At 55.2% G+C, this 22,996-nt stretch carries 19 protein-coding genes; 6 read left to right on the top strand and 13 right to left on the bottom strand.

What is annotated here, in order from left to right; all coding sequences use genetic code 11:
- Positions 1–7: 7 nt before the first annotated feature.
- Complete coding sequence (locus ABE504_RS00170) at positions 8–1,372, bottom strand: RNA-guided endonuclease InsQ/TnpB family protein (protein WP_430082786.1); 1,365 nt, start codon at positions 1,370–1,372, stop codon at positions 8–10.
- Between the two features lie 140 nt (positions 1,373–1,512).
- Here ABE504_RS00170 and ABE504_RS00165 point away from each other — a divergent pair, with 140 nt between their 5' ends.
- Positions 1,513–2,613 (top strand): GGDEF domain-containing protein, encoded by a 1,101-nt coding sequence (locus ABE504_RS00165; RefSeq protein ID WP_430082783.1) that lies wholly within the window; start codon positions 1,513–1,515, stop codon positions 2,611–2,613.
- A gap of 68 nt (positions 2,614–2,681) precedes the next feature.
- Here ABE504_RS00165 and ABE504_RS00160 read toward each other — a convergent pair whose 3' ends face one another.
- Complete coding sequence (locus ABE504_RS00160; protein WP_430082780.1) at positions 2,682–3,872, bottom strand: Gfo/Idh/MocA family protein; 1,191 nt, start codon at positions 3,870–3,872, stop codon at positions 2,682–2,684.
- Between the two features lie 247 nt (positions 3,873–4,119).
- Between ABE504_RS00160 and ABE504_RS00155 the strand changes: the two genes are divergently transcribed.
- From ABE504_RS00155 to ABE504_RS00145, 3 genes are all read left to right on the top strand, one after another.
- A complete protein-coding gene (locus ABE504_RS00155; RefSeq protein WP_430082777.1) occupies positions 4,120–4,923 on the top strand; it encodes a sugar phosphate isomerase/epimerase family protein in 804 nt (267 codons plus the stop codon).
- A 186-nt stretch (positions 4,924–5,109) separates the two neighbouring features.
- Positions 5,110–6,018, top strand: coding sequence for an AraC family transcriptional regulator (locus ABE504_RS00150; protein ID WP_430082774.1), 909 nt, complete (start codon positions 5,110–5,112; stop codon positions 6,016–6,018).
- Between the two features lie 107 nt (positions 6,019–6,125).
- On the top strand, positions 6,126–6,773 hold the full coding sequence (locus ABE504_RS00145) for an SOS response-associated peptidase (RefSeq protein ID WP_430082771.1): 648 nt from the start codon (positions 6,126–6,128) through the stop codon (positions 6,771–6,773).
- 75 nt (positions 6,774–6,848) lie between these two features.
- Here ABE504_RS00145 and ABE504_RS00140 read toward each other — a convergent pair whose 3' ends face one another.
- From ABE504_RS00140 to ABE504_RS00095, 10 genes are all read right to left on the bottom strand, one after another.
- A complete protein-coding gene (locus ABE504_RS00140; RefSeq protein ID WP_430082769.1) occupies positions 6,849–7,307 on the bottom strand; it encodes a DUF1284 domain-containing protein in 459 nt (152 codons plus the stop codon).
- 89 nt (positions 7,308–7,396) lie between these two features.
- On the bottom strand, positions 7,397–7,972 hold the full coding sequence (locus ABE504_RS00135) for an NUDIX domain-containing protein (RefSeq protein WP_430082766.1): 576 nt from the start codon (positions 7,970–7,972) through the stop codon (positions 7,397–7,399).
- A gap of 421 nt (positions 7,973–8,393) precedes the next feature.
- A complete protein-coding gene (locus tag ABE504_RS00130; protein WP_430082763.1) occupies positions 8,394–9,806 on the bottom strand; it encodes a hypothetical protein in 1,413 nt (470 codons plus the stop codon).
- Between the two features lie 582 nt (positions 9,807–10,388).
- Positions 10,389–11,882 (bottom strand): hypothetical protein, encoded by a 1,494-nt coding sequence (locus ABE504_RS00125; protein WP_430082760.1) that lies wholly within the window; start codon positions 11,880–11,882, stop codon positions 10,389–10,391.
- Between the two features lie 13 nt (positions 11,883–11,895).
- On the bottom strand, positions 11,896–13,116 hold the full coding sequence (locus tag ABE504_RS00120; protein WP_430082757.1) for a DegT/DnrJ/EryC1/StrS family aminotransferase: 1,221 nt from the start codon (positions 13,114–13,116) through the stop codon (positions 11,896–11,898).
- Positions 13,117–13,120: 4 nt separating this feature from the next.
- A complete protein-coding gene (locus ABE504_RS00115; protein ID WP_430082754.1) occupies positions 13,121–14,860 on the bottom strand; it encodes a hypothetical protein in 1,740 nt (579 codons plus the stop codon).
- Between the two features lie 25 nt (positions 14,861–14,885).
- A complete protein-coding gene (locus ABE504_RS00110; protein WP_430082751.1) occupies positions 14,886–16,169 on the bottom strand; it encodes a DegT/DnrJ/EryC1/StrS family aminotransferase in 1,284 nt (427 codons plus the stop codon).
- Between the two features lie 84 nt (positions 16,170–16,253).
- Positions 16,254–17,873 carry a hypothetical protein gene (locus ABE504_RS00105; RefSeq protein ID WP_430082749.1) on the bottom strand — a complete coding sequence of 540 codons (1,620 nt, stop codon included), beginning with the start codon at positions 17,871–17,873 and terminating at the stop codon, positions 16,254–16,256.
- 165 nt (positions 17,874–18,038) lie between these two features.
- Positions 18,039–18,926, bottom strand: a complete 888-nt coding sequence (locus ABE504_RS00100) for a carbohydrate ABC transporter permease (protein ID WP_430082746.1) — start codon at positions 18,924–18,926, stop codon at positions 18,039–18,041.
- An 18-nt stretch (positions 18,927–18,944) separates the two neighbouring features.
- The gene (locus tag ABE504_RS00095) at positions 18,945–19,841 is read right to left on the bottom strand and encodes an ABC transporter permease (protein ID WP_430082743.1); all 897 of its coding nucleotides are present in this window, start codon (positions 19,839–19,841) and stop codon (positions 18,945–18,947) included.
- A 217-nt stretch (positions 19,842–20,058) separates the two neighbouring features.
- Here ABE504_RS00095 and ABE504_RS00090 point away from each other — a divergent pair, with 217 nt between their 5' ends.
- Together ABE504_RS00090 and ABE504_RS00085 are read left to right on the top strand one after the other, a co-directional pair.
- A complete protein-coding gene (locus ABE504_RS00090; RefSeq protein ID WP_430082740.1) occupies positions 20,059–21,507 on the top strand; it encodes an extracellular solute-binding protein in 1,449 nt (482 codons plus the stop codon).
- Between the two features lie 116 nt (positions 21,508–21,623).
- Positions 21,624–21,839, top strand: coding sequence for a hypothetical protein (locus ABE504_RS00085; RefSeq protein WP_430082737.1), 216 nt, complete (start codon positions 21,624–21,626; stop codon positions 21,837–21,839).
- A gap of 666 nt (positions 21,840–22,505) precedes the next feature.
- Here ABE504_RS00085 and ABE504_RS00080 read toward each other — a convergent pair.
- Positions 22,506–22,910 (bottom strand): NUDIX hydrolase, encoded by a 405-nt coding sequence (locus ABE504_RS00080; RefSeq protein WP_430082734.1) that lies wholly within the window; start codon positions 22,908–22,910, stop codon positions 22,506–22,508.
- Positions 22,911–22,996 lie beyond the last annotated feature (86 nt).

The following is a 22,996-nucleotide window of genomic DNA, read 5'->3' as shown; positions in this document are numbered from 1 at the left end:
GTCTATGCTAGGATATGTCTCGCAAAGCTAGATTTAATATGTTAATCGCTGCATTTTCGTCCCGATCTGCCACGTATCCGCAGGAACATTGATGGACACGTACAGCAAGTGATTTTTTGACGATTTCGCCACAATTCGAGCAACGTTGTGATGTGCGGTAAGGATTCACTTGAACAATCTGACGACCGGCGCTTTCAGCCTTGTACGTCACGAATTGAACAAGCCCATTCCATCCGCTGTCCGCAATGCTTTTGGCAAGATGATGGTTCTTGACCATTCTTTGTATATTCAAGTCTTCGAAAGCAATCAGTCCATATGTATTTACCAGCTTTCGTGATTCTTTATGGGCGTAATCCTTACGTTGATTCGCTACTTTCTCATGAAGTCTGGCGAGTTCGCATACCGCTTTACGTCGGCGGTTAGAACCGCGTTTTTTCTTCGAGACGGCACGCTGCTTTCGTTTCAGCTTTTCTTCGCTTTTACGAAGAAATTGGGGTGACTCGACCCGCTCTCCGTCTGATGTGACAGCAAGCTTGGAAATGCCCAGATCAATGCCGATCTGTTTTTCTGACGCTGGCAGGGGCACGTTCTCGACTTCACAAGAAAAGCAGGCGTAATATTTGCCATTCTTGACCATGATCGTACAGGTCTTGATCGTTCCTTGCGGCTGCCGATGAAGTCGAATCCGCACATTGCCGATCTTGGAAATCCGAAGATGTTTTTCCTCTATGGAAAACCCGCTTTGCGGGTAGGTGAAGGCGTTGTATCGACTTTCCGGCTTGAATCTCGGAAAGCCCGCTTTCTCTCCATTTTTGACGCGGCGAAAAAAAGCTTGGTACGCTTTGTCCAGACGCTCTACAACATGCTGAAGAACTTGGGAATGAACGCCCTTAAGTTCGGGTATGTACTGTTTTCTCTCTGGCAATGTTGCTTTTTGTTCGTAATAGGTTGGGCTCTTTCCCGTTTGCTTGTAGGCTGCGATTCGTTCGGCGAGCAATCGATTGTAGAGGAGACGACAACGTTCCAGTGCAAAATGAATATTTTCTTGCTCTTCTCTGGTCGGATATAAACGGAATTTATAGGTTCTCTGCATTAGCCGTCCCCTTTCTTTTGATTTTCGATGTACTTCTTTATCGCTTGTTCGGAGATCGAACCTATCGTTTCTATGAAAAAGCTGCTGTTCCAGAGATGACCGCCCCATAATCTCTTTTTCAGGTAGGGGAACTTCAGAAAAAGTTTTCTTGCAGAGATCCCCTTTAACATTTTGACGATGTTGTTGTTCAAGTGAGTTCCATAATTTCCGGGTTACATATGGTGAATGTTTGCCCTTGTATCCCCGCAAGGGGGGATTTCGGGCAACGCGGACTTTCATCTACCCCATTGAAATGGGGAGAATTCCCGTCCGCTCATTCTAAACTACTTGCTAAATGAGGGTGAAATTCTTTACAATATTCCTATAACGTGCCAACATGCACATGACCCATGCCCTGAAAGGAACGTGGCCTCCCCTTAATGGAACAAATTCCTGCTCATGATCCTGTTTGGAATCGCAAACTGATTTCCATGCTTTGGTGGATTCTGCTTACTTATGAAGTCGCTTCATTACTCAGTCTGCTTGTAGAAATCGTGCAAGGCGAGGACTGGCGGCAAACCCTTCTACAATTTCACGTTATCCCGATCGTTCTCCAGCTTGGCATCATGGGAGTCGGCTACCTTGCCATTCATAAGTTAAAATCCTATAGTGATTTTATCATGATTATATGGACGATGACCATGGCCTGTGTGTTTATCCTCAGCATTCCGGAGTTGTCGAACAGCTACGCGGTGCTAGGCATTCCAATTCTACTTTCTTCTATTTATTTTCAGAAAAAATATATCGTCTTTGCCTCCAGCCTCGGCATCGCCTGCTTTCTGACGCTCACCCTGCTGCAGACCTTCTACGGCATTCAGATAACCGCTTATGATGTGATCGCCGCTTTGGCGGTGATGCTGGCAACGACGCTGCTCTGCTTCGCGATTATGGGACGCGGCCTGGCGCTGATGCAGAAGTTGAAAGAATCCGTTGTCCGCGAGCAGGATTTGCTGATTCGCAACGTCATGATCGACCGCCTCTCCAAAGTGGACGCGCTGACGGAATTATTTAACCACCGTTCGTTCCAGGAGCACGCGGATCATCTGATCTCGCACATTCCGCACGATACGCCACTGGAGCTGGCGCTGATGGATATTGACAATTTTAAGCTGATTAACGATACGTATGGCCACTGGGTGGGCGATGTCGTCCTCAAGACGGTCGGTTCGCTTATTCAAGAGGTGCTCGGTCCCGACGATATGTCGTTCCGTTATGGCGGCGAGGAGTTCGCCGTGCTGTTCGTGGGCAAGTCCGCGCAAGAAGTGCTGGGGATCTGTGAAAAAATGATGGGACTCATTCGAACCGTCGTCATTCCCGAAATGCCCGGGCAAAAACTGACCATGAGCATCGGCGTCGCCACCTACAACCGCAACACGATGAAAAAAGCGTGGTTCCAGCTTGTCGACGAGTGCCTGTACAAGGCGAAGCGGAACGGCAAAGATTGTATTTACCGGCACCAGGCGGAGCCGCATGTGAGCTGAACCCATGCCGGGGCTCCGCAGCAAAGAGAAACGCGAACACCCAGCCTCCACGGCTGGGTGTTCTGCTATCATTTCGAGAAGGAAGCGTTCATATCCTCTGACTCCACGCTGACGGCTTTCTTCTTGACATATTTCGAGCCCCGGATCCGCTCCTGCAAATGGGCCTCATAAGCGTCGCCGTCCATCGGGAGCTCGACGGTTTGACGGGTGAAGGAAGACAGCATAATCGCATTCGCCAAGGTCAAGCCATTGATCCCTTCCGTTCCGTGGGCAATCAGCTCCGCATCTCCGTGATGGACCGCGCGGATGAACTGCTTGAACACGACCGGGTGGTTGCTCGGCACGTTCCGGTTCACTGGAATTTCAGTATACCACGTTTCAATATTTTCAAACTTGGTAGGCGTGTTCTGAATATGATCGATCATCGAGGTTCTGCCTTTATGCAGAACAAGCGTGTCCTTCTCATACACCAAGGTCCCATTTTCGCCTACGATTTCGAGGCGGTTGGTTCCGGGCGATTCCGCCGTCGTTACGATAAAATGGCCGACCATGCCGTTCTCATGCTCCAAATAAGCAGTGACCTCGTCCTCCACCTCGATGTTGTGGTACTTGCCGATATGCGCGAAGCCGTGAATTTGTGCCGGCATACCGAACAGCCACTGATATAAGTCCAGGTTATGCGGGCATTGGTTGGTCAGAATCCCGCCGCCTTCCCCAGCCCAGGTTGCGCGCCAGTCTCCACTGTCATAATACAGCTGGGAACGGAACCACTTCGTGTTGATCCACGTCGCCCGCATCAATCTGCCCAGCTCGCCGCTGGCCACAATGTCCTTCAGTTTGCGGTGGAACGGCAAGGTTCTCTCCTGGAACATAATGCCGAATACCAGGCCCGGGTTCGCGGCTTTAGCTTCTTCGTAGGCGGCGATCATTTTTGTCGCGTCGTTGATATGAACGGCAATCGGCTTCTCACATAGCACGTGCAGGCCTCTGCGAAAAGCTTCTATGGCAATCGGGGTATGGTCGTAATGCGGTACGCTGATAATGATCGCTTCGAGCCCCGATTGGTCGAACATCTCATTCACATCGTAATACGCGGTGGTGTTCAGTACAGCAGCATTTTCATCGGCTTTTTTCCGGTCTATATCACAGATCCCGACAACCTCAACCTCTTCAGCGTCCTTCAGGATTGAAACGTACGTTCTGGCCCCAATCGCTCCCAGGCCGACGAGTCCTATTTTTACTTTTTGCTGTGCTCCCATAGTCCGATACTCCTTTAAATAAAGTGATTTGCTGATGCCTAGTCTCTATTCTAGTGTGCTTCGACAAGCGGCCCTATCCATTATCTTTGGACAAAAGTAGACTATTTTTCGTTTTTCACACTCGCCCCGAAATGTCCAAAAATACGTTATGTAATTCTGAAAATAGTGGATATGCTCTCCTCGCTCATCTTGCTAAGCTAGAAGATGATTAGTTATAAGCCATCTATATTAACGGAGGAGATCCATGATGAAAATTGCCTTTCAAACCTTGGCAACCCCGAATTGGACATGGGAGCACACGTTGCACGAAGCGAAGCGACTGGGCTTTGACGGTATTGAGCTTAGAGGAGTCGAGGGGGAAATGTACCTTCCGCGTGCGCGCCCGTTTCTTCCGGAGAATCTGGAGCAAACCATTCGCGACCTGGAAGAGCATGGGCTGGAAATATGCTGTCTCGACACTTCCTGCTCGTTCCATCTTCCGGCCAAGTATGACGAGTCCATTCAGGAAGGGAAGGATTCGATTGATCTGGCGGTGAAGCTGAAGACGCCGTATATCCGGGTGTTCGGTGACCGGCTGCCGCAGGAGGTTCCCGCTCAGGAAACGATAGCGGGCATTGCCGCTGGACTGACCGAGCTGGGGCGCTATGCGGAAGGAAAGGGAGTGACAGTGCTGCTGGAAACGCACGGGGATATCAACAATTACACGGTGATTACCGCCACCCTGGAGCAGACGGCGAGCACGGCTGTAGGAGTTTTGTGGGATTTTGAACACCCCTATTTGCACGGGGAAGAGCCCGAGGCTACCTGGGCACAGCTGGCTCGCTATATCAAGCATACGCATGTGAAGGACGCGATCAAGCATGCAACAGGCAAAACCCTCACGTTGATCGGCGAAGGAGAAGTTCCGGTAGCCCGAATCATCGGCTTGCTGAAGGAGAATGGCTACAACGGTTGGCTGTCGCTGGAATATGAAAAGAAATGGGTGCCAACCCTTGAGGAGCCTGAGGTCTCGCTGCCGGCTTATATGGCCTTTATTCAAAAGCACTTGTGAGTTCGTTTGGAATCATTGCATTTCAACATTCGGAAAAATAAACAGGGCTGTTCCCTATAAGGGGGACGGTCCTGTTTTTTGTTTCTGCGTATTCGGATCGGTCTTGCGTGTAGCTTATTTCTTCCAGATGTCCGGACTTATGATAAAATCAAGAAGAACCGAGCTATCGCAAAGGAGTGCGCCAACGTGCCATATTATCGGTATAAAGCATATATGGACGAGCAGTTTCCGTTCAAAATCGCCGTCAAAAACAATGCCGCCCTACTCGGCAACCGGCAGCATGCCCATGAATATTTTCAAATATGCTATGTGATCAAAGGGACTGCCCTTCATAATGTCAACGGAATGAAAGCCACGCTCATCAAAGGCGATTTGTTTTCCATCCCGCCTAACTATGAGCATCAGATCGAGCTGCTGGAGGGCAAAGAAGTCGAGATCGTCCATATCGATTTTATGCCGTACCTGCTTGATTCGAGCTTGCAAGGGCTGACTGACATGGAGAGCTTTGTCAACTTCGCTTTTATTCATCCCTTTGTTGCTATGAACGACCGTCTGCTGCCCAAGCTCAACTTGACTTTTAACGGACAGCGGGAGACGGAGCAGTTGATCGCGCGGATGATGCAAGAGCGGGAGCGCCAGCAGGACGGCTACACGTTGATGGTCAAATCCAATCTGCAAATGCTGCTCGTAATCGCGGGGCGCGAATATGCGGAATTTCTGGAACAAAGTGTGGAGAAGCAGCACGTTCAAGCGAATCGCAAGCATTTCGAAAAAGCGGTCGACTACATCGAAAGTCATTATATGCATGAAATCAAGCTGCAGGACGCCGCCGCCCAAGCGACGATGTCCCCCGCTTATTTTAGCACGATGTTTAAGCTGCTCAAGGGCAAATCGTTCATTGAATATGTGAATGACATTCGTCTGTCCGAGGCCATGAAGCTGCTCAAGCAAACCGGCGATAGTATTGAAGAGATCTCCTACCGGATCGGGTTCAATCATTTGACCCATTTTCACCGTATGTTCAAGAAAACGACCGGACTTACGCCGGCTGAATACCGAAAGCAAAGCACACCGGATAACCCTGACCTCTTGTGACGCTAGATTCCGCTGCGGCCCTGTGCCGTGGCTTTTTTTATATGCACGCGAGTGAAAAAGAAAATTCTGGCACATACTAACCAAAATTTGCAATTGAGGTGATTCGTATGTGTCATTCCATCGCCATTTTGGCTGATGTGCAGGATGTCATGAAGCAGTTTCGCGTAGACCGGCTGCTGTCGTATAATTCCACCCGTTACGAGGTGAAGCCTACTGAATCGGTTTCCGCTGTCATGGTCAGCCGTAAAGGTGAACGAATTTTGGATGAGTTCCGTTGGGGGCTGATGCCTTTCTGGGCCAGGGAGGCGGTGTGCGGAGAGCGGGATTCCATCTTCAGCAACCCGACGTTCGAGCGCATTGTGCGCAAACAGCGGTGCCTTATTCCGTGCAGCGGCTTCTATATCGGCGTTCCCGAAGGCAAAGACACGACATGGATCCGGGTTAAAATGCGCAGCGGCACCTTCGCCATCGCCGGCTTGTACGACGTGTGGCGCGCCCCGTCGGGTGAGGAAGAGCTGCGCACCTGCATGATGCTGATGACGGAAGCAAACGACGTCGTCCTTCCGTATCAGCGCAGCATGCCGGCGATTCTGGACAGCGAGCAAGCCGAAGCCTGGCTCGCGCCGGAGCAAAAAGACAGCCGCCAGCTGCGCTCGCTGCTCCGCCCGGTCGACGATCTGTTGATGGTGTCCAGTCTCTTGGGCTCGGCCCAGGAGAAGCTGGACATCAGTGCAGATGTGGGTGTGCTGGCGTAGGGCGTTTGGCGTAGGGCAGCGTGCTGGCTAGCGTGAAGCGTTTGGCGAAGGGCAGTGTGCTGGATGGCGTACGGCTCAGCGTTTGGCAACAGGCGGCAATGCGCCGCCTTCGCCAATGATGCGCACGCCTTCGGCACAGACGCCGTACGGCTGCCAGCGGCAGGTCGCGCACAAGTGACTGATGTCGGAGGGGTTAATCCGCTCCGCAACCTTTGTGCAGATGTCGTCCCAGCTCCGCTCCATGCCGATCTCCATGCCGACAATGGCGGCGATCTCCGCATCGCGCGTGTACACCGTGCGGTTCTCGCAGTGCTGTTCGCCCTCTGTGGGATGAAACGCGCACAGATCGTCCGGCCCCAGCACGAGGCGGATCATCGTCTCCGGCTCCTCGCGCAGTTGTTCGTAGACCACCGTCATATTTTCGCAAAAGGCTTCCGAATAGCCCATACCTCTATAGCCAAGCAGACAGAGTAAGTGATGGCCGCGCAATTGAATCGGCATCGCAATCCTCCCTTTCGACGTAATCTTGTACATTCTATTCGCGCACACACCAAAAACAGACCTCATCCACTTCAGCAGCCGGCGCATGCCGGCCTTCTGCGGATTAGGTCTGTTCTCGTTTTTTACCTTTGAGGCTCTGCCGGAGTGCGGAACAAGCCGTAGCCTTCCATTTTGACAATGGGCTCTTTATCTGCCAGCAGACCTTCCCCTTCCGAGTTCAGAGCCACATCGATCAGCCATTTCGTAAAATCGGCCACTGGCATCGACGCCATCTCCTCGAGCGAGTAAAAGCCCGCTGCGTCCACCTCGACCCCATCCGGCTGAGGCGTGCCTCCAATGTATTCCATCTCGAATGCAATATAGACATTGTGAATGCTTCGCGGCAAATCCCGTACGGCGACGAGGCGCGCTACTTTCGCTTCCACGCTGGCTTCCTCCATTACTTCGCGCTCAATCGTATCCGAAATAAGCTCATGCTGCTCGATGTAACCGCCAGGGTTTGTCCAACGTCCTTTGCCCGGCTCTTGCGCTCGTCTGACGAGCAGGATTTTGCCTTCATTCATGACCAAAGCGCCGACACCGATGCTGTAATTGCCCCAGTGCACAAAGCTGCATACCGTACAGGCCCGGCGCAGCGTGCCATCGATGTCGCGCGTTTCCATTTCTGCCCCGCAGTTCATGCAAAACTTGACTTCCATCTCTCTCATCTCCATTAGGGCGAGTCTGAATGCTCCGAGGGCCGCAGATTTTGCCGAATTTTCGTTCCATGCAAGGAACTTTTGTGAAGGCGTACCAGGGGTACGTCAAGCGAAAGTGACGCCGCAGGTATAATAAACGGCTTACGCCGTCCCCTACGGGACGAGTGCGTTTATCAAAAATATAAGCCGACTTTGCAAGTGAAACCTATAAATGCTTATATTTGGGCGAAAAGGTGGTGAAAGATGCCCCTGAGCGGGTTTTCAGACACGCCATAGGTAGTTGGCTGTATGGTTAGCTTACTGCGAGTCCCGCGGAAAAGCAACCGCTGCACGAAAACCGTTCGCACACGTTCGATCAGCAAAAAGCCCCCGCTTCCGCGAGGGCTTAGCTGCTATGTGCCGTGCTGGGCGCACAGCTCACTTACACCAAAAACATCGCCACGACCGTCGTCACCGACAGGCCGAGCAGCACAGGCACGAGATTCCGTCTCGCCAGCTCGAACGGACTCACGCCGCAGATGGCCGCTGCCGGAATGAGCGCCCATGGGATGAGCGTGCCGCCGCCGACCCAGATGGCGGACACTTGACCGAGCGCCGTGAGCACCGGTGCGCCGGAACCGATGGCGGTCGCGAACAGCTGCGCGACCGAGCCCGCGAGGGAGATGCCGGAGAAGCCGGAGCCGTCGAGGCCTGTGATCGCGCCGACGACGGAGAGCGTTACGGCGCCGACCGCGCCGTTCAGCGGCACGACGCCGGCCAGCGCGACGCCGAGGTCGTTGACGATGCCGTGCGAGCCTTCCGGCAGCACTTTGCCGAACAGATCGGTGAACGCCGAGTCACCGAGATAGAAGAAGGCCGCGATCGGGATGACCGGCCCGAACACTTTGAAGCCGAAGACGAAGCCTTCAATGAGGTAGGCTGTGATTTTTTCGATGCCCTCATTGCGGTGCGACAGCAGGGTCACAGTAATGAGGATGAACACGGCGGTGCCGCCGACGAGCGCCGTTGCGTCGCCGCCTTGCAGGTTCAGCACGAACATGGCGACCACATCGAGCGCGAAGAGAATCGGAATGAGAATCGCGAGAAGTCTTTTGAGACCAGGCGCCATGTGCAGTCTGGTATCAGGCTCGCTGGAGAGCAGTCCTCCGGGCTCTTCCATGCTTTTGTCCACGAGCCCGCTGCGGAACGTGCCTCTTTTGAGATCTCGGCGCATTAGCCAGAACGCCGTGACCGTCGTGACGACGCCCATCACGATGACGAGCGGCACGCTCGCTTCCATCACGGATGCGACCGGCAGGCCGGCTGCGTCCGCGGTCAGCTTCGGCGCGCCTTGAATAATATAGTCGCCCGAGAGCGCGATCCCATGGCCGAACAAGTTCATCGCCATCGCTGCGCCCAGCGCAGGCAGGCCCACACGTACGGCGACCGGCAAGAGCACCGCCCCGATCAGTGCAACGCCCGGTGACGGCCAGAAAAACCACGAAGTCACCATCATGATGATCCCGATGCCCCAGAACGCGAGCGCCGGCGTTCTTAGGAACTTGGTCAGCGGCGCGACCATCGTTTCGTTAATACCGGTACGAATGAGCACCCGGCTCATCGCGACGATGATGGAGATAATCATGATCGTGCCCATGAGTTCTTTTGTCGCATAAATAAAGCTGTTGAACACCCCTGATACCGACCCGCTTAACGTTTCCGTCGCCAGCAAGCCCAACGCAAAAATCCCGACCACACAGATCATCGTCGTATCCCGACGCTTGATCAGCAGGGCCAGAATGAAGCCAATAAACACCAGATAGACCCAATGAATCGGCAGAAGCTGAATGTCCATCCTGCATCACGCATCCTCTCAGCCAAGCAGCAATTTGTTGCTACATCGTATGCGAGAATGGGCGCGGGCGTTCGTCCCGTGAGGTGCCGGAATGGCAGCGTTGTCAAAAATATTTAATGACGTGAAGGATAGTCATGGTGGATACACTCTAGTTAGCTAGCCGCAGCCTACCACCACCGAAAAGCCTGCGAAAACGCAGGAATTTTTATGAATTATTGTATACTTTAAGGAAAACCTGCAAATAGGCAGGCTTTCGTTATAAACCTGTCTTTTTTCGGGAAAACGGGGGAGAAAGGATGCATTTTTGCAGGTATTTATCCAGAACAGGCATAAAACCGAATATTTCCTGCCTTTTTGCATCTTTAGAGAGGGGAGAGGTACAGTCGAGGGGATGAGGAGGGCACAGTTGGTGGAGTTTAGGGGGTAGTTCGTGTGAGTTAATAGGAGGGCAGTCGATGGAGTAAGAGGCAGTCGGTTCGACCTGTATTCACCACAAAATAACCGTACTCCGCCCCTCTTGCGCGAAACACGGCTATGTTCGTTCCAATTGGACACTCAATGTCTTGCTGCCTTACAGCTAGCCTACCCCAACAACTCCCGCAGCCCCGCTTTCATCACCTGCTCCACAGCAGGGTCGAAGCTGGCCGGCATCGCAAAATACAGCGTCGATTCGTGCGTCTCATAGCCGCCCTCAAGAAGCTGCTGTGCCGTCGGGATGTAGCCGAACATCCCGTTCGTGTAGCCCATTGGCAGCACGGCACCGCCTGTGATCGACTTGATCCACAGCCCGTACGCTACGACGATCTCGGCGTTCATGCCGAGCAGCACTGCGCCGTCGGCCAGCTGCAGCAACGTGATCTCCAGCGGAATCACAGGTGACAGCGCCTCGTAGCACTCCAGCATGATGGCGCTCCATTCGCCGAGCACACCCTGAGCCAGCGCCGTAACTTCCAGCGCCGCCCGCTCCGGCATCGGCGCGAGCGGAAGCTCGACGCTTACCTTGCGCCAAGTAAGCGGGCAAGCCGCCGACTCCTGCATCGGCCCCGCCAACGCAGCCAGCACGCACTCGGCGAAGGCTTCGCCTACGGCGGTGACGGCAGCGTGATCGCCCCGCAAGACCTGTGTGCCGTCGCCGGGGTTAATGTCGCCGCACGTGCCCTGGAGGAAAGCGGCGACAGCCCCGCCGCCCACCGCTTGCTCTACGCTGCCCATCGCCACGCCGACGTACTCGGCGGAAACCCGATTATCCCGGGTAATGACGGGATGGCAGGCGTAGTGGACGAGCAGCCCTTTGGCGCTGCCGTCTTCGCGTACGAATCGGATCACGCGCAGCTCGTGATCGACCGGCCCCGGATCCGGCGGCGTCTGCACGATGCCGCGCCGGTTGATGCCGAGCGGCGACTGGCCGCTGGCCTGCTCCACGCGGACAGGCTCGAGCTGCCGGCACGCCTCAGCGATGCCGTCCAGCACGCGCTGCTCCAGCGCGTAGACATACTCGGCGTCCATGACGCCGAGGTACGACGTAAACCGTCCACTCGTTTGCGGACCGGAGTGCGTGTGCGTGCCGTGCAGCAGGATCGCGTCTTCGGTTATGCCGAAGCGCTCGCGGATGCGCCGCTTTAGCGCCGGAACGCGGTCGCTACCCCACCAGAGCAAGTCGGCGGAGACGAGCAGCGCGAGCTGACCTGCTGAGCCGACCCCGCCGTTCTCATCATCGCTGCTCTCACCGCCACTATCACCTGTCCCATACTCGCCACTCTCACCGCCTCTGCCACATGCCCCATCCTTGCCGCTCTCACCACCTCTGTCACACGCTCCACCCTTGCCACTCTCACCGCCTCTGCCACACGCCTCATCATCGCTACTTTCACCCCCTACGACCGTGCCATCGTTGCAGGGAGGAGCGCAGGAAGAATCGCCATCCCACACAAAGATACGAGCATACAGCTGCTCGGAAATCCCCTCATACGCCCCCAGCCCGCTGCGCACGGCAAAGCCTGCGAGCGGGACGGGGCTCGCCGGGGTAATGTCCACTTTCGCCACGCCTAGCCGAAGAAGCCCTCGTCCATTCCCCATAGCGGCAGCCTCCTTACGTAAACGATGCTATGACCTTGCGCACTGCCGCCGCAACGTCATGCATCGCCTGCTCGTCGGCCAGCAGCACGTTCTGCGCGAGCCAGACGACTTCACGTTCGCTCGCCCGCTCACTGATCGGACAGGCATACGTCCGCATCTCGCCCGTCAAATCCTGCGTCGCCTTCACAATGGCGTCGTTACGGTTCAACGGCACATACCCGGCGCTGACCGGAATCCCTTCCGCATTCACCCGGCGAATGAACTCCCCTTTGTCGATACGATCCGTAACTTCCGGCGCTAATCGGAACATGTATAGGTGCTGCGCATGGCGCGTGACCCGCGGATCTACCCTCATCGCCCGAATGCCCTCAATAGCGCTCAGCAGCCCGGTCAACAGCGCCGCATTCGCTTCCCGGCGCTGCATCTGTGCTTCCAACCGTGTCATCTGCGCGAGCACGATCGCCGCCTGGAACTCGGTCATCCGGTAGTTTTGACCAATGCGGTCGTGCTGGTACCACCCGCCCCTGCGTGACCGGCCGACATTGCACAGCGACCAGGCGATGTCCGCCAGCTCTTCATTGTTCGTGAGGATGATGCCGCCCTCGCCGCTGTTGAGGTTTTTGCTCGACTGCAGGCTGAACGTGCCAAGGTCGCCGATCGCCCCGACGCTGCGCCCCTCCCATCGAGCGCCGACCGCTTGCGCCGCATCTTCGATGACGCGCAGCTTATGTGCAGCAGCCACCTCCCGGATGCGGCTCATATTGGCCGATGCACCTGCAAGGTGCACGGCAATAATCGCCTTGGTTCTCGGCGTAACAGCCGCTTCAATTTTCTCCGGATCGAGCAGCAGCGTATCTTCTTCGACGTCGACGAACACCGGAATCGCGCCGTACGCAAGCGCAGCCGCAGCCGAAGCGATAAAGGTGTACGGAGGTACGATCACCTCGTCCCCCGGCCGAACTCCCGCCGCTTGCAGCGCAACCGTAATGGCCACGGTGCCGTTAACGCAGCTGATCGCATAGGCTGCCTCATGCAGCTCCGAAAACCGGCGTTCCATCTCCGGGAGCTTTGCCGTATATTCCGGCGAATGAACCGCGCCTGTGCCGCCCCATTTGCCCGACCGCACGACTTCCAGAATCAACTGCTCCTCCAACTCCCCAAAAACCGGCCAAGCCGGAAACGGTTCCGTCCGCACCGGAGCGCCGCCCTCCAAAGCTAAAGTTGATTTCGCCATAAGCTCACCCTTTTCTCCCGGAAATTTCTACCTTCGAACTTACCACAACTTTGCGGCAAGGGACGCCGAACTTGACCTCATGCCCCTGCTCCGGCGCGTACGCCTCGGTCCCCGTTAACGGCACCCACGCAACAAGCCCCTCCACAGCTTCCGCCGCCTCCACCCACACGGTGCCGTCATCCTCACACGCTGTAATGCGCACGCCTCTTCTCGCCCTCGTCCAGTCCTGGATCTCTTTCGACAACCAGAACGTAAAGCCCATCCCGCGAGCCTCCGCAACCAGAAGCCGAATCACATCCCGAACTTCCTCCCTCGTGTGAATATGCACCTGATGAAAAAGGAAATGCGCCACGCCATCCACCTCTCGCACCTGTTCCAGAAACGGCCGAATCACCGTCCGGTCCGCCAAGTGCCCCAAATCCAGATCTTGCGTCAAAAAGCCGATCTCCACCACGTCATACAAGCGGTTCTGCTCATCAAAGAGCGCGATCGGGAAGTACGGATGACATGTTCCGAAAAGAAAGCCGACATTCCCCTTCTTACTCGGCCCTCGTGTCTGGTCGCTCTGAATACCGCTCCTCTCCAGCCACCGAAACAGCTCGCCCCACCCTTCCACACGGGTGTAATGGTTTTTGTTCGTCGCAACCCGCTCAGCGCCGATCGCCTGCTTCAGCCAGCCGAACTGCCGGGCGAACGCCGCTTCGCCCCAAGCGCCGCCGTCCTTCTCCAGCGCATTATAATGGAAAGCCAATTCATGCCCCGCCTGCTTCGCCTGCGCATACACGTCGGCGCTGTAGCCGGGCTCCAGCATGCACCATGTCGTCTGAAGCCCGCATTCCTCCAGCAGCTTCAACGCCGTCAGCGCATGCGAATCCTGATTGCCGTCACTGTCATGCGAAATCATCGCTACGCGCTCCACGCCCTCCGGCCAATAGCCGGTGAACGGCAGGGTCAGCCCTGTGTCGAGTGCGCACTGCACCACGTGCCGAATAAGCGCTTCCCGCCAATAATCCGCATACGGCCACGGGAAAAAGGGAATGCCCGTCTCCGTTTCCACACGGTCGATCTGCCAATCCAGCGCAATGCGGTCATCCGCTTTCAAAATATCCTCATTGACGTTCGCGCTGCCGTCCGCCGCCGGAACACCGTCGTCCAGCACCGGCCCGGTGCCCTGCTGCATCTGCACGATCGTCAGCGGAATGTTGACCGCCCACCGCCGGAGGCTCCCCTGCCCGATCGTAAACGCTTGCAGCGCCGGGCCAAGCTCAGCCCCGTCCGGGCAGCCCTGCCGGAGAGCGCCTGACGCCGCACATGCGGCCGTCACCGCTGCCGGATCGCTGACGCCGGCCGGCACCCACGGCACGGCGGACAAGTACCGCAGCGCCGCCGGCTGACCTTCTCGCGTCGGCACCAGCTCCGCATACCCGACACCCGCCTCGCCCGTCTGGATATAACCCAGACGAGCCGCCAGGCTATTGACGCCGCCATAGGCGATAACAGTGCCGCCTTGCTCCGCATACGACCACAAACGATCGGCCGTCCGGCTATTTTCGGTCACACACGCCGCAATGACCATATCAAACGTCTCTAACACCGCCGCATCCAGCCCATCAACAACGGCATATGGAACCCCAGCGTGCGCGAAAATTTCTTCTATATATTTTTCGAATACATTCAGTCCATATGTCCATTTGCGCTCAGCTGCCTCGCGCTCCACGAGCACGCCAACCTTGGCTATCTTCATGTCCCTTCCTCCATCCGTCTGCCGGTTATACGACCCTTGAGCCCGACTTGCTGTAGTGTGCAGCCACCTTGCGAATGCCGGCCGCCATGTCCGCTATATCCTGATCCGTAAAAAACTCGCTGATCGGCAGCTTAACCGCCTGCTTCAAAATATGCTCCGCCGCTGGGCACAGCCCTTCGTCATACGTAATCCCCGTGATGTCAAACGGGAAATGACTCCCCACATACGCCTCCCGCCTCTGAAAAAGCGGCTGCAAATAGACCGGCTGCGGAATATAGCCCGCCGAGCAGAGAATGCCTTCCGCCTCCAGCGCCTGCGCGAACTCGTCTCGTGTGCAAGACAGCACGGCAGGGTCGAGCGTCAGCATGTAAAACCAGTACGTGCACCGGCCGCCCGCCGTTACCTGGTGCGGCTCCACGCCCGGGATGCCGCTCACAGCAGCCGTCAAGCTGTCCCCATGCCGACCCCGCGCATCGCAAATCGACGCAAGCTTCGACAGCTGCGCAATGCCGACGGCGCCCTGCAGCTCCGTCATTCGATAGTTCGGCGCCAGCAGGTGCGGCTCTCGATGGAGCTGACTGCCGAAGCGGCTGTAGTTCTTATCAGCAAACGCATGCGTTCGCTGATAATCCGCCTCGGATGCAGAATTGACCGTCACCATCCCCCCGTCGCCGGTTGAAATGTGCTTGAAGTCGTTTGTGCTAAAGCAGCCGTAATCGCCGATCGTGCCGACGAGCCGCCCTTTGTACGTCGCCATGTAGCTCTGGGCGCAATCTTCGATGACTTTGAGCCCATGCTCGCGCGCGACTTCCATAATCCCGTCCATATCCGCCGGATTGCCGGCCAGATGGACGACGACGATCGCTTTCGTCCTCGGCGTAATCCGCGACTTCACCGATGCAGCGGTCATATTGTACGTATGCGGATCCAGGTCAGCGAAGATCGGAATCGCATTTTGATACAAAATGCCGATGACTGTCCCCGCATCCGTGATCGGGCTCGTAATCACTTCATCGCCGACGCTGATGCCGGCTGCGCAGAGCGCAACATGAATCGCAGCGGTCCCGGAAGAGGTGGCGACACTATACTTAACGCCATAAATCTCATTGAATTTGTCCAGAAACTGCTTCACTTTCCCGCCAAAATGATAGAACAGCGTATTCTGATTCAGCGCTTCGACCAGTTCCTTCACTTCTTCCTCGCCAAACCTGCTGCCGGTTCCAAAGGCCGTCTCCTTGATCCTGGTGCCCCCGAGAATGGCCAGCTTATCGTATTCCATGCCGATCCCTCGCTTCTCGCTTATTACCACGCGTGCACGCCCCGCGCCCCCATCTGAGAGGCGCGGACAGCGAGCATCCTGCCATTTCCCTTCACGCCTGCCTACTTAACGCCATTAAGGATTATCTGCCTTAAAGACAACCGGCGCCTTGAACACGTCCGATATCGTCTTCGCATAGTTGTCAAAAATCTCTTTGCCGTGATACGTGGTCATCAGCTCTTTACGATACTTCGGCCAGTTGCTGGAGTCCTTCTCCTCGAAGAGCACCTTCACCATGTAAGCGCGCATTTGCGTACGGAACGCGCCGATGTCGTAGCCTTGCGGCGGCGCGACGTTCGTGCCGAGGACAGGGTATTTGTACGTTTTCAGCTTCGCAATAATGGCGCGGTCATGGTCGGTTTCACGCGGGTCTATGATCGTGAGACCGATTGGGCTCGGGTCCTGCACGCCGTAGGAGAAGATCGAGCTGTATACGTCGAAGAAGTTGCCGTTCGCCGTATTATCTTTCGTAATCGCATCCGGGATAAGCGTGATCGTATTGCCGCTGCGCGTGTAGTTCACGCCCTCTTTGCCGTAATGCGCAAGCAAATAGCCTTCAGGACTCGCCAACCAGTCCATGATCTCAATGCTTTTCTTAATTTTTTCCGGCGGCGTTTTGGTGCCAAAGAGGAATGGCACGCCTGGCAGCGCCTCGTAGTTCACGGCATCCGGACTAATGTGAAACGGCACGAAATCCGCCGTCTTGACCCCGGAAATATCGATCGTCTTCTTCTTCACGCTCGTTGCTACGTTGTCGAAGGCCGCTGTGCGCAGCAAGCTTTGGAAGATGCCGGCTTTGCCCGCTTCCACTTTCTCCAGTTCTTGGCCCGGCTTCGCCAGGAACCAGTCGGGATCGACGATCTTCTGCGCCAGCGTCGCGCGAATGTCATCGAGCACTTTACCTGCCCGAATATCGGATTGCGGGTCGACGTATTCACCATGCGCCTGATCGTACCAGAGATCGACGCCTAGGCCATTTTTGTACCATTCCGGGAATTGCTTCGAAATCGTGGTGCCGTTCCCAACCGTTGTGAAGCCGTAGGTATCGTTTTTGCCATTGCCATCAGGGTCGTTGAACGTAAAAGCTTTCATGACGTTAATCATTTCGTCGTACGTGGTCGGCACCTTCAGCCCCAGCTTATCCAGCCAGTCTTTGCGCACATAGTACGATTGGTACTGCTGCTTCTCGTAAGGGACAGGCGCCCGCATGAACACATTCTGCACCTGGTAGCGGGAAATGATGTCGGGGGTCACCCATTTGTAGTAGTTGGGCATCGTTTGCGGGTTTACATAAGGGGTTAGGTCCGCGACCGCCTTGTCGATAATCATTTGATTCGTCTGGGCGCCGTCGGCCTGGAACATATCCGGGGTGGAGTTGGATGCGATCTTCAAATTGATTTTGTTCTTCATATCCTCGCCGGGGACGCCATATTCCATGTTCAGCTTGACGTTGAATTTTTGCTCAATCGTTTGGCGAATATAATCTTTGTCCGGAGATGGCAGCGCCACATCGTTGGTCGGCACGAAGAAGAGCCAACTCAGCGCCATCGGGGACGCTTTCGTTTCGGCGGCTGACGCTTGAGGTGAAGATGACGATGAGGACGGGGACGAGCTTGGCGACGAGTCATCGGAACAACCGCTTAACAAGACGAGACTGCTGATGATGCCGAAGGTAACCTTTTTGGGCAAATGCATGCAAACGACCTCCCATTTGTTCTTGATTTCATACGCAAGCTTCATCTGGTTGAGGTTGTGACTGACATAGGGAGCTTTCCGAAATTACCGCCTGTTTTTCGGAAAGTCTCCATGGTTGCATACGAAGGCATCACTCCCTTCATCGCGGTTTGCGGCAAATCTTCGTTACCCTTTAATGGAACCCACCAACATGCCTTTGATAAAATATTTCTGTATAAACGGATAGATCGCCAGCAGCGGCAGCGTCGTCACGACGACCGTCGCCATGCGGATCGTATCCGGCGGCAGCGTTTGAATCACGGAAGGGTTCGTGTTCAGCTCTTGGCTGACACTGGAAGTCACGATCATGTTGCGCAGAATGACCTGGATGGGATACAAGGAACGCTCCGACAAATACAGAATGGCGTTGAAGTAGGAATTCCACTGAATGACCCCGTAGAACAAACCGATGGTCACGAATATCGGCATCGAGAGCGGAATCACAATCTGAAACAGCGTCCGCAAATCGCCGCACCCGTCGACGCGAGCCGACTCCTCCACTTCGACCGGGAAGTTAACAAAATACGTGCGCATAATGAACATATAGAAGGGCGAGACAAGTGTCGGAATAATGAGCGACCAGATCGTATTGATCATGCCCATGCCTTTGACGACCAGATAGGTCGGTACGATCCCCCCGTTGAACAGCATCGTGAACACAATGGACAGGAGTATCACGCGCCCGCCCGGCACCTCCTTCTTGGAGAGCGGGTATGCCAGACACGTCGTAACGAGCAGGCTTAGGAACGTGCCGATGACGGTGACGATCACAGATACTTTGAGTGCATCCGGCACCAGCTTGCTGCCAAAAATCGCTTTATACGCCTGCAGCGTCACTTGCTCCGGGAAAAGAACGAAACCGCCGTTGCGGATCAGCTCTTTATAAGGCGTGATCGACTCAATAAACACGAAATACAGCGGAAACAGCGTCGACAAGCAGGCGATGGTCAAAATCGTATAGATGACCGCATCGGCCACCCGGTCGGATTTGGTTTTGTGTACAGCGTAGGACACCGCGCTTCTCCCCCTTTTCTAATAAATCCCCGAGCCTCCAAAACGCTTCGCCACCCGGTTCGCGATAATGACAAGCGCAAAGCCGATGACGGATTTGAAAACGCCCATCGCCGCAGGCACGCTGAACTCGCTCTGTTCGACGATTCGCCGGAAAATCCACGTATCCAGAATATCGCCGACGTTCGTGACCCGCGCATTGAGGAAGATATAGATCTGATCGAACCCGGCATCGAGGATGTTGCCCAGTCGCAGGATGAGCAAGAGCACGAACACCTCGCGGATGCCCGGCAAGGTCACGTGCCACATCTGTTTCCACCGGCCCGCCCCGTCGACGACCGCCGCTTCATAAAGCTCGGGATTAATCGTCGCGAGGGCAGCGAGGAAGAAGATGGCACCGAAGCCTGTATTCCGCCATACATCGGTCACGATGATGAGCGGCCTGAACAGATCGGAGTTAGCGAGAACATTGAGCTCTCCCCAGCCCATATTTTGAAAAAACGTGGTGACCAGGCCTGTGCCCGGTGAGAAGAACGAATATACGAGGCCGTACACGATCACCCAGGACAGAAAATAAGGACCGTATGTAATGGTCTGGACGAGCTTTTTAAACCAGCGAACGCGAATTTCATTGAGAAGTAAGGCGAGAATCAGATCGGGAAGAAGATTGAAGACGAGTCGGTACACACTGATGATCAACGTGTTGGCCATGAGGCGAGGAAAATCGGGTGAGTTAAAAATCGTTTGGAAGTTGCGCCAGCCGACCCAGGGACTGTCCCAGATGCCTTTGGTGACACTGTAGTCCTTGAAAGCGACAAGCAAGCCGGCCATGGGGATGTAGCGGAATATCAGGAAGTAGATCAGCCCCGGCGCCATCAGCAGATAAAACCATCGGTAACGGTATACTTTTCGTAACATGAGACTCATTCTGGAATTTGAGACGGTTCTCATTCGGTCACCCCCGTTTACAATCCCATTATAATTGACAGACTCTAAAAAATACAAGTGCTATACATGTTTAAAATTTGTCTTTAAATCGTCCTGAAGGCTTGATAGTTCTTGCTTTTTCCTTGTTGTATTCTTGCCAAATATTGTTTAAAATACATTCAACTGCGCAAAATAGGTGGCGATGACGATGGCGAGAAAAAAGGACCAATATATTTATTCCTCCTTAACCGATATTCTCCGTGAGCAGATTCTTTCCGGTTTTATCAAGAAAGACGAGTTTCTCATGTCGGAGAATGAACTCAGCAAGTACTACGAGCTTAGCAGAACTTCCGTGCGCAAGTCGCTGGACCAATTGCAGAAGGAAGGGCTTGTCGTCAAAAAGGCCGGACTCGGCACCTTCGTCTCCCCCCATGTCACCGTCCGCAAAACGAAGCGAAAAGTGCTGCGCATCCTGACCATTACCCCTTCCTACTTCGTCGACTACTGCCTGCCGTTCATCTGCGAGACGTTCGAGCAGCAGCATCCCGACGTCGACATCAAGCTGCTGAGCTTCCCGGTTGACCAATTTTGGCAATCGCTTCATAAATGCATCGAGATGGGCATTCAGCCCGATCTGTGCATTATAACCGATGGCATTTTTCAACAATTGAAGAATGCTGATGAATTTGTCACGCTTGATCGGATTCTAGAGCCGGAATTAGGCGCGATGTATCCGAAGCTGCTGGACGGCTTCCGCCTGGGCGGCGGCGTCAAGGCGATGCCGGTGACGTTCTCGAATATTTGCCTGGCTTATAATCCGCAGATGTTCGCCAAATATGGCATTGCTCCGCCGCGGAACGGATGGACCAAAGAGGAATTTCTGCGCACGGCCGAGCAGCTTACGAGGGACACGAACGGGGACGGCATCATTGACAATTACGGCTTCTCGCTGCCGTCGACGCTGAACCGTTGGAACGTCATCGCGATGCAGCACGGCGTGGATTTCCACAAGCCGAACAAGAAAGCCTTGCTGGATGCGCTGAACTTCATGCATGATGTCATTTACCGCAAGCGCAGCGCGCTGCTCTCGCATATGCAGATGCACCGCGTCGCGTTCCAGAGCGAGCAGGTGGCGATGATGCTGACGACGTCCATCGAGCTCGCCGGCTTCGGCGACAAGCTGCCGTTTGCGCCGAAGTTCGCGCCGATGCCGTTCGGCGGCACGGGCCAAACACTGCTCATCGCCAACGCGATGATGGTGCACGCGGGCAGCCCGGACCGGGAGCTGGCAGCCCAGTTCCTGCAGACGGCGTGCAACCCGGACGTGCAGGCGAAGATGGGCAAAGCCCGCTTCCTGTCGGTCCTGCACCCGATCAATGAGCGAATGTGGGATTCGCTCGACCTGGAGGCGCTGCAAATGACGGGCGGGCGCTTGCAGGATGCTTTTTACCAGCATGAGACGTTCCCTGACCTCGGCGTCCTGCAGGAGGTCAACAACGAGATGATGCTGTTCTGGGAAGGCATGGAGTCCGCGGAGTCATGCGCGGGGCGGTTGCATAAGCTGCTCACCCGCCGCAAGAAGCGGCAGCCGGAGGGCGAGCGCGAGGCTCGGGGCGGCGCGATGGCCGGAACGCGGGAGCGCGAAGTGAGCGTGTGACGACGGCGAGGGTAGCGGGCGGAAACGGGAGCTATTCGCGGACGAGGGGCCTCTGGTTCTCTCTTGTGGTACAATAGAGAGATGATATCGATATCCCGAGGAGGCGAATCGCCGGCATGGCAAGGAATCAAAGATTGGTGACGGACGCAGATTTCCAGGAGGTCGTGGACCGTCAGGCCGTCGTGCGCGTCTTCAAAGACGATCATATCGTCGATTCGAACGCGCTCGTTCTCCGCTTCAGCGACACGACCGTCGTCGTGCAGACGCGCGTCAGCGAGTTGACGTACTACGATCGCGAGTCGTGCGAGTTTTTTGAGATGAAGCGGCGGTAGTGATTGCGCCGATGCTGGTGTTGTGCGAGCCAGGATGAGGCACTCGCAGCACTTAAAGTACCCGCACAGGTGGGTGCACAGCTCTCTCTGCCGCTCGAACCCCATGGCGCGCAACCCAGCCCTTACAATAAGCGTGGTCAACCGCTCTTATTCCCGTTTTCATGTGAAAACGCGGAAATAGCAGCGGTAAACCACGCTTATATTTTTGAAAGGGCTGGAAATCCCACCTCGGCGCACGAATAAGCGTGGTTTACCACGCTTATTTGTTAGACTTCAGGACATGCTTTCGAAATAAGAGCGGTTTACCACTCTTCGTGTGGGACTCGTCTGAGCACCATTGCAATTAACGTGACAATTCCCCAGGGATGCTAGTCTCCTGAATCTGGCTAGGATCTCCCTGGAATGCCTCAGCAGCATATCGAAGTAGCTAAGTGGGGCCAGACCTAGTTAAATAGCCAGATTAAGGCGATTTGAGCGAATTAGAAAGGGCTACCCCCTCTTAAGAAGGCTCAAACGTCGCTGGATACGGAAATTTGACGTGGCTAAGAGGGGCCAGACCTAGTTAAATGGCCAGATTAAGGCGATTTGAGTGAATTAGAAGGGGCTGGCCCCTCTTAAGGAAGCTAACACGCCGCTGGATGAGCAGGAATTATCTTCTCCACCAAATCAAAACTCCACATAAAACGGCTGCAGCTCCTCGTTCAAACAGTACGCGATCCGCTGGCGGAAATTTCCCCACTTCACCATGTCCAGCGCAGCTTCAATCGGGAAAAAGCCCACCTCCAGCGCCTCCGCTGTCGTCGTCAGTTCTCCGCCCACGGGTCTCGCCAGAAATAACGTGTTACAAATGCCCTTGCTCACATTCTGAAAAATGCCGCAAAATTTCGTGACCTCGACGTCCAGGCCGCATTCTTCTTTCGTTTCCCGAACCGCGGCCGCGGCCAAGGATTCCCCCTCTTCGACCTGGCCTCCGGGCATTTCCCAGCCACGCCGAGGCCCCTTAATCAGCAAAATTTCATTCTTCTCATTCCGCACAATGGTTGCGGCAGACACGATATGCTTGGGAACCATCCCGACAGCTCCTCTCACGACAAGTAGTATTCATGTTAACACCATGTCTCACATACGACCATGGAAGATCGCTGATAATTCACTCA

This window comes from Paenibacillus oryzisoli (genome assembly GCF_050467285.1).
GTDB classification, from domain to species: Bacteria; Bacillota; Bacilli; order Paenibacillales; family NBRC-103111; genus Paenibacillus_E; species Paenibacillus_E oryzisoli_A.
Note: the sequence above shows the minus strand (reverse complement) of the source record. Positions and strands in the feature narration are given on the sequence as shown.

Excerpts from the sequence above, each read along its gene's own strand:
- ABE504_RS00095 (WP_430082743.1), bottom strand. The coding sequence starts at position 19,841 with ATGTTACGAAAAGTATACCGTTACCGATGGTTTTATCTGCTGATGGCG.
- ABE504_RS00090 (WP_430082740.1), top strand. The coding sequence starts at position 20,059 with ATGGCGAGAAAAAAGGACCAATATATTTATTCCTCCTTAACCGATATT.
- ABE504_RS00080 (WP_430082734.1), bottom strand. The coding sequence starts at position 22,910 with ATGGTTCCCAAGCATATCGTGTCTGCCGCAACCATTGTGCGGAATGAG.
- ABE504_RS00160 (WP_430082780.1), bottom strand. The coding sequence starts at position 3,872 with ATGGGAGCACAGCAAAAAGTAAAAATAGGACTCGTCGGCCTGGGAGCG.
- ABE504_RS00140 (WP_430082769.1), bottom strand. The coding sequence starts at position 7,307 with ATGTACAAGATTACGTCGAAAGGGAGGATTGCGATGCCGATTCAATTG.
- ABE504_RS00105 (WP_430082749.1), bottom strand. The coding sequence starts at position 17,873 with ATGCATTTGCCCAAAAAGGTTACCTTCGGCATCATCAGCAGTCTCGTC.
- ABE504_RS00085 (WP_430082737.1), top strand. The coding sequence starts at position 21,624 with ATGGCAAGGAATCAAAGATTGGTGACGGACGCAGATTTCCAGGAGGTC.
- ABE504_RS00145 (WP_430082771.1), top strand. The coding sequence starts at position 6,126 with ATGTGTCATTCCATCGCCATTTTGGCTGATGTGCAGGATGTCATGAAG.
- ABE504_RS00125 (WP_430082760.1), bottom strand. The coding sequence starts at position 11,882 with ATGGGGAATGGACGAGGGCTTCTTCGGCTAGGCGTGGCGAAAGTGGAC.
- ABE504_RS00170 (WP_430082786.1), bottom strand. The coding sequence starts at position 1,372 with ATGAAAGTCCGCGTTGCCCGAAATCCCCCCTTGCGGGGATACAAGGGC.
- ABE504_RS00165 (WP_430082783.1), top strand. The coding sequence starts at position 1,513 with ATGGAACAAATTCCTGCTCATGATCCTGTTTGGAATCGCAAACTGATT.
- ABE504_RS00115 (WP_430082754.1), bottom strand. The coding sequence starts at position 14,860 with ATGAAGATAGCCAAGGTTGGCGTGCTCGTGGAGCGCGAGGCAGCTGAG.
- ABE504_RS00155 (WP_430082777.1), top strand. The coding sequence starts at position 4,120 with ATGAAAATTGCCTTTCAAACCTTGGCAACCCCGAATTGGACATGGGAG.
- ABE504_RS00120 (WP_430082757.1), bottom strand. The coding sequence starts at position 13,116 with ATGGCGAAATCAACTTTAGCTTTGGAGGGCGGCGCTCCGGTGCGGACG.
- ABE504_RS00135 (WP_430082766.1), bottom strand. The coding sequence starts at position 7,972 with ATGGAAGTCAAGTTTTGCATGAACTGCGGGGCAGAAATGGAAACGCGC.
- ABE504_RS00130 (WP_430082763.1), bottom strand. The coding sequence starts at position 9,806 with ATGGACATTCAGCTTCTGCCGATTCATTGGGTCTATCTGGTGTTTATT.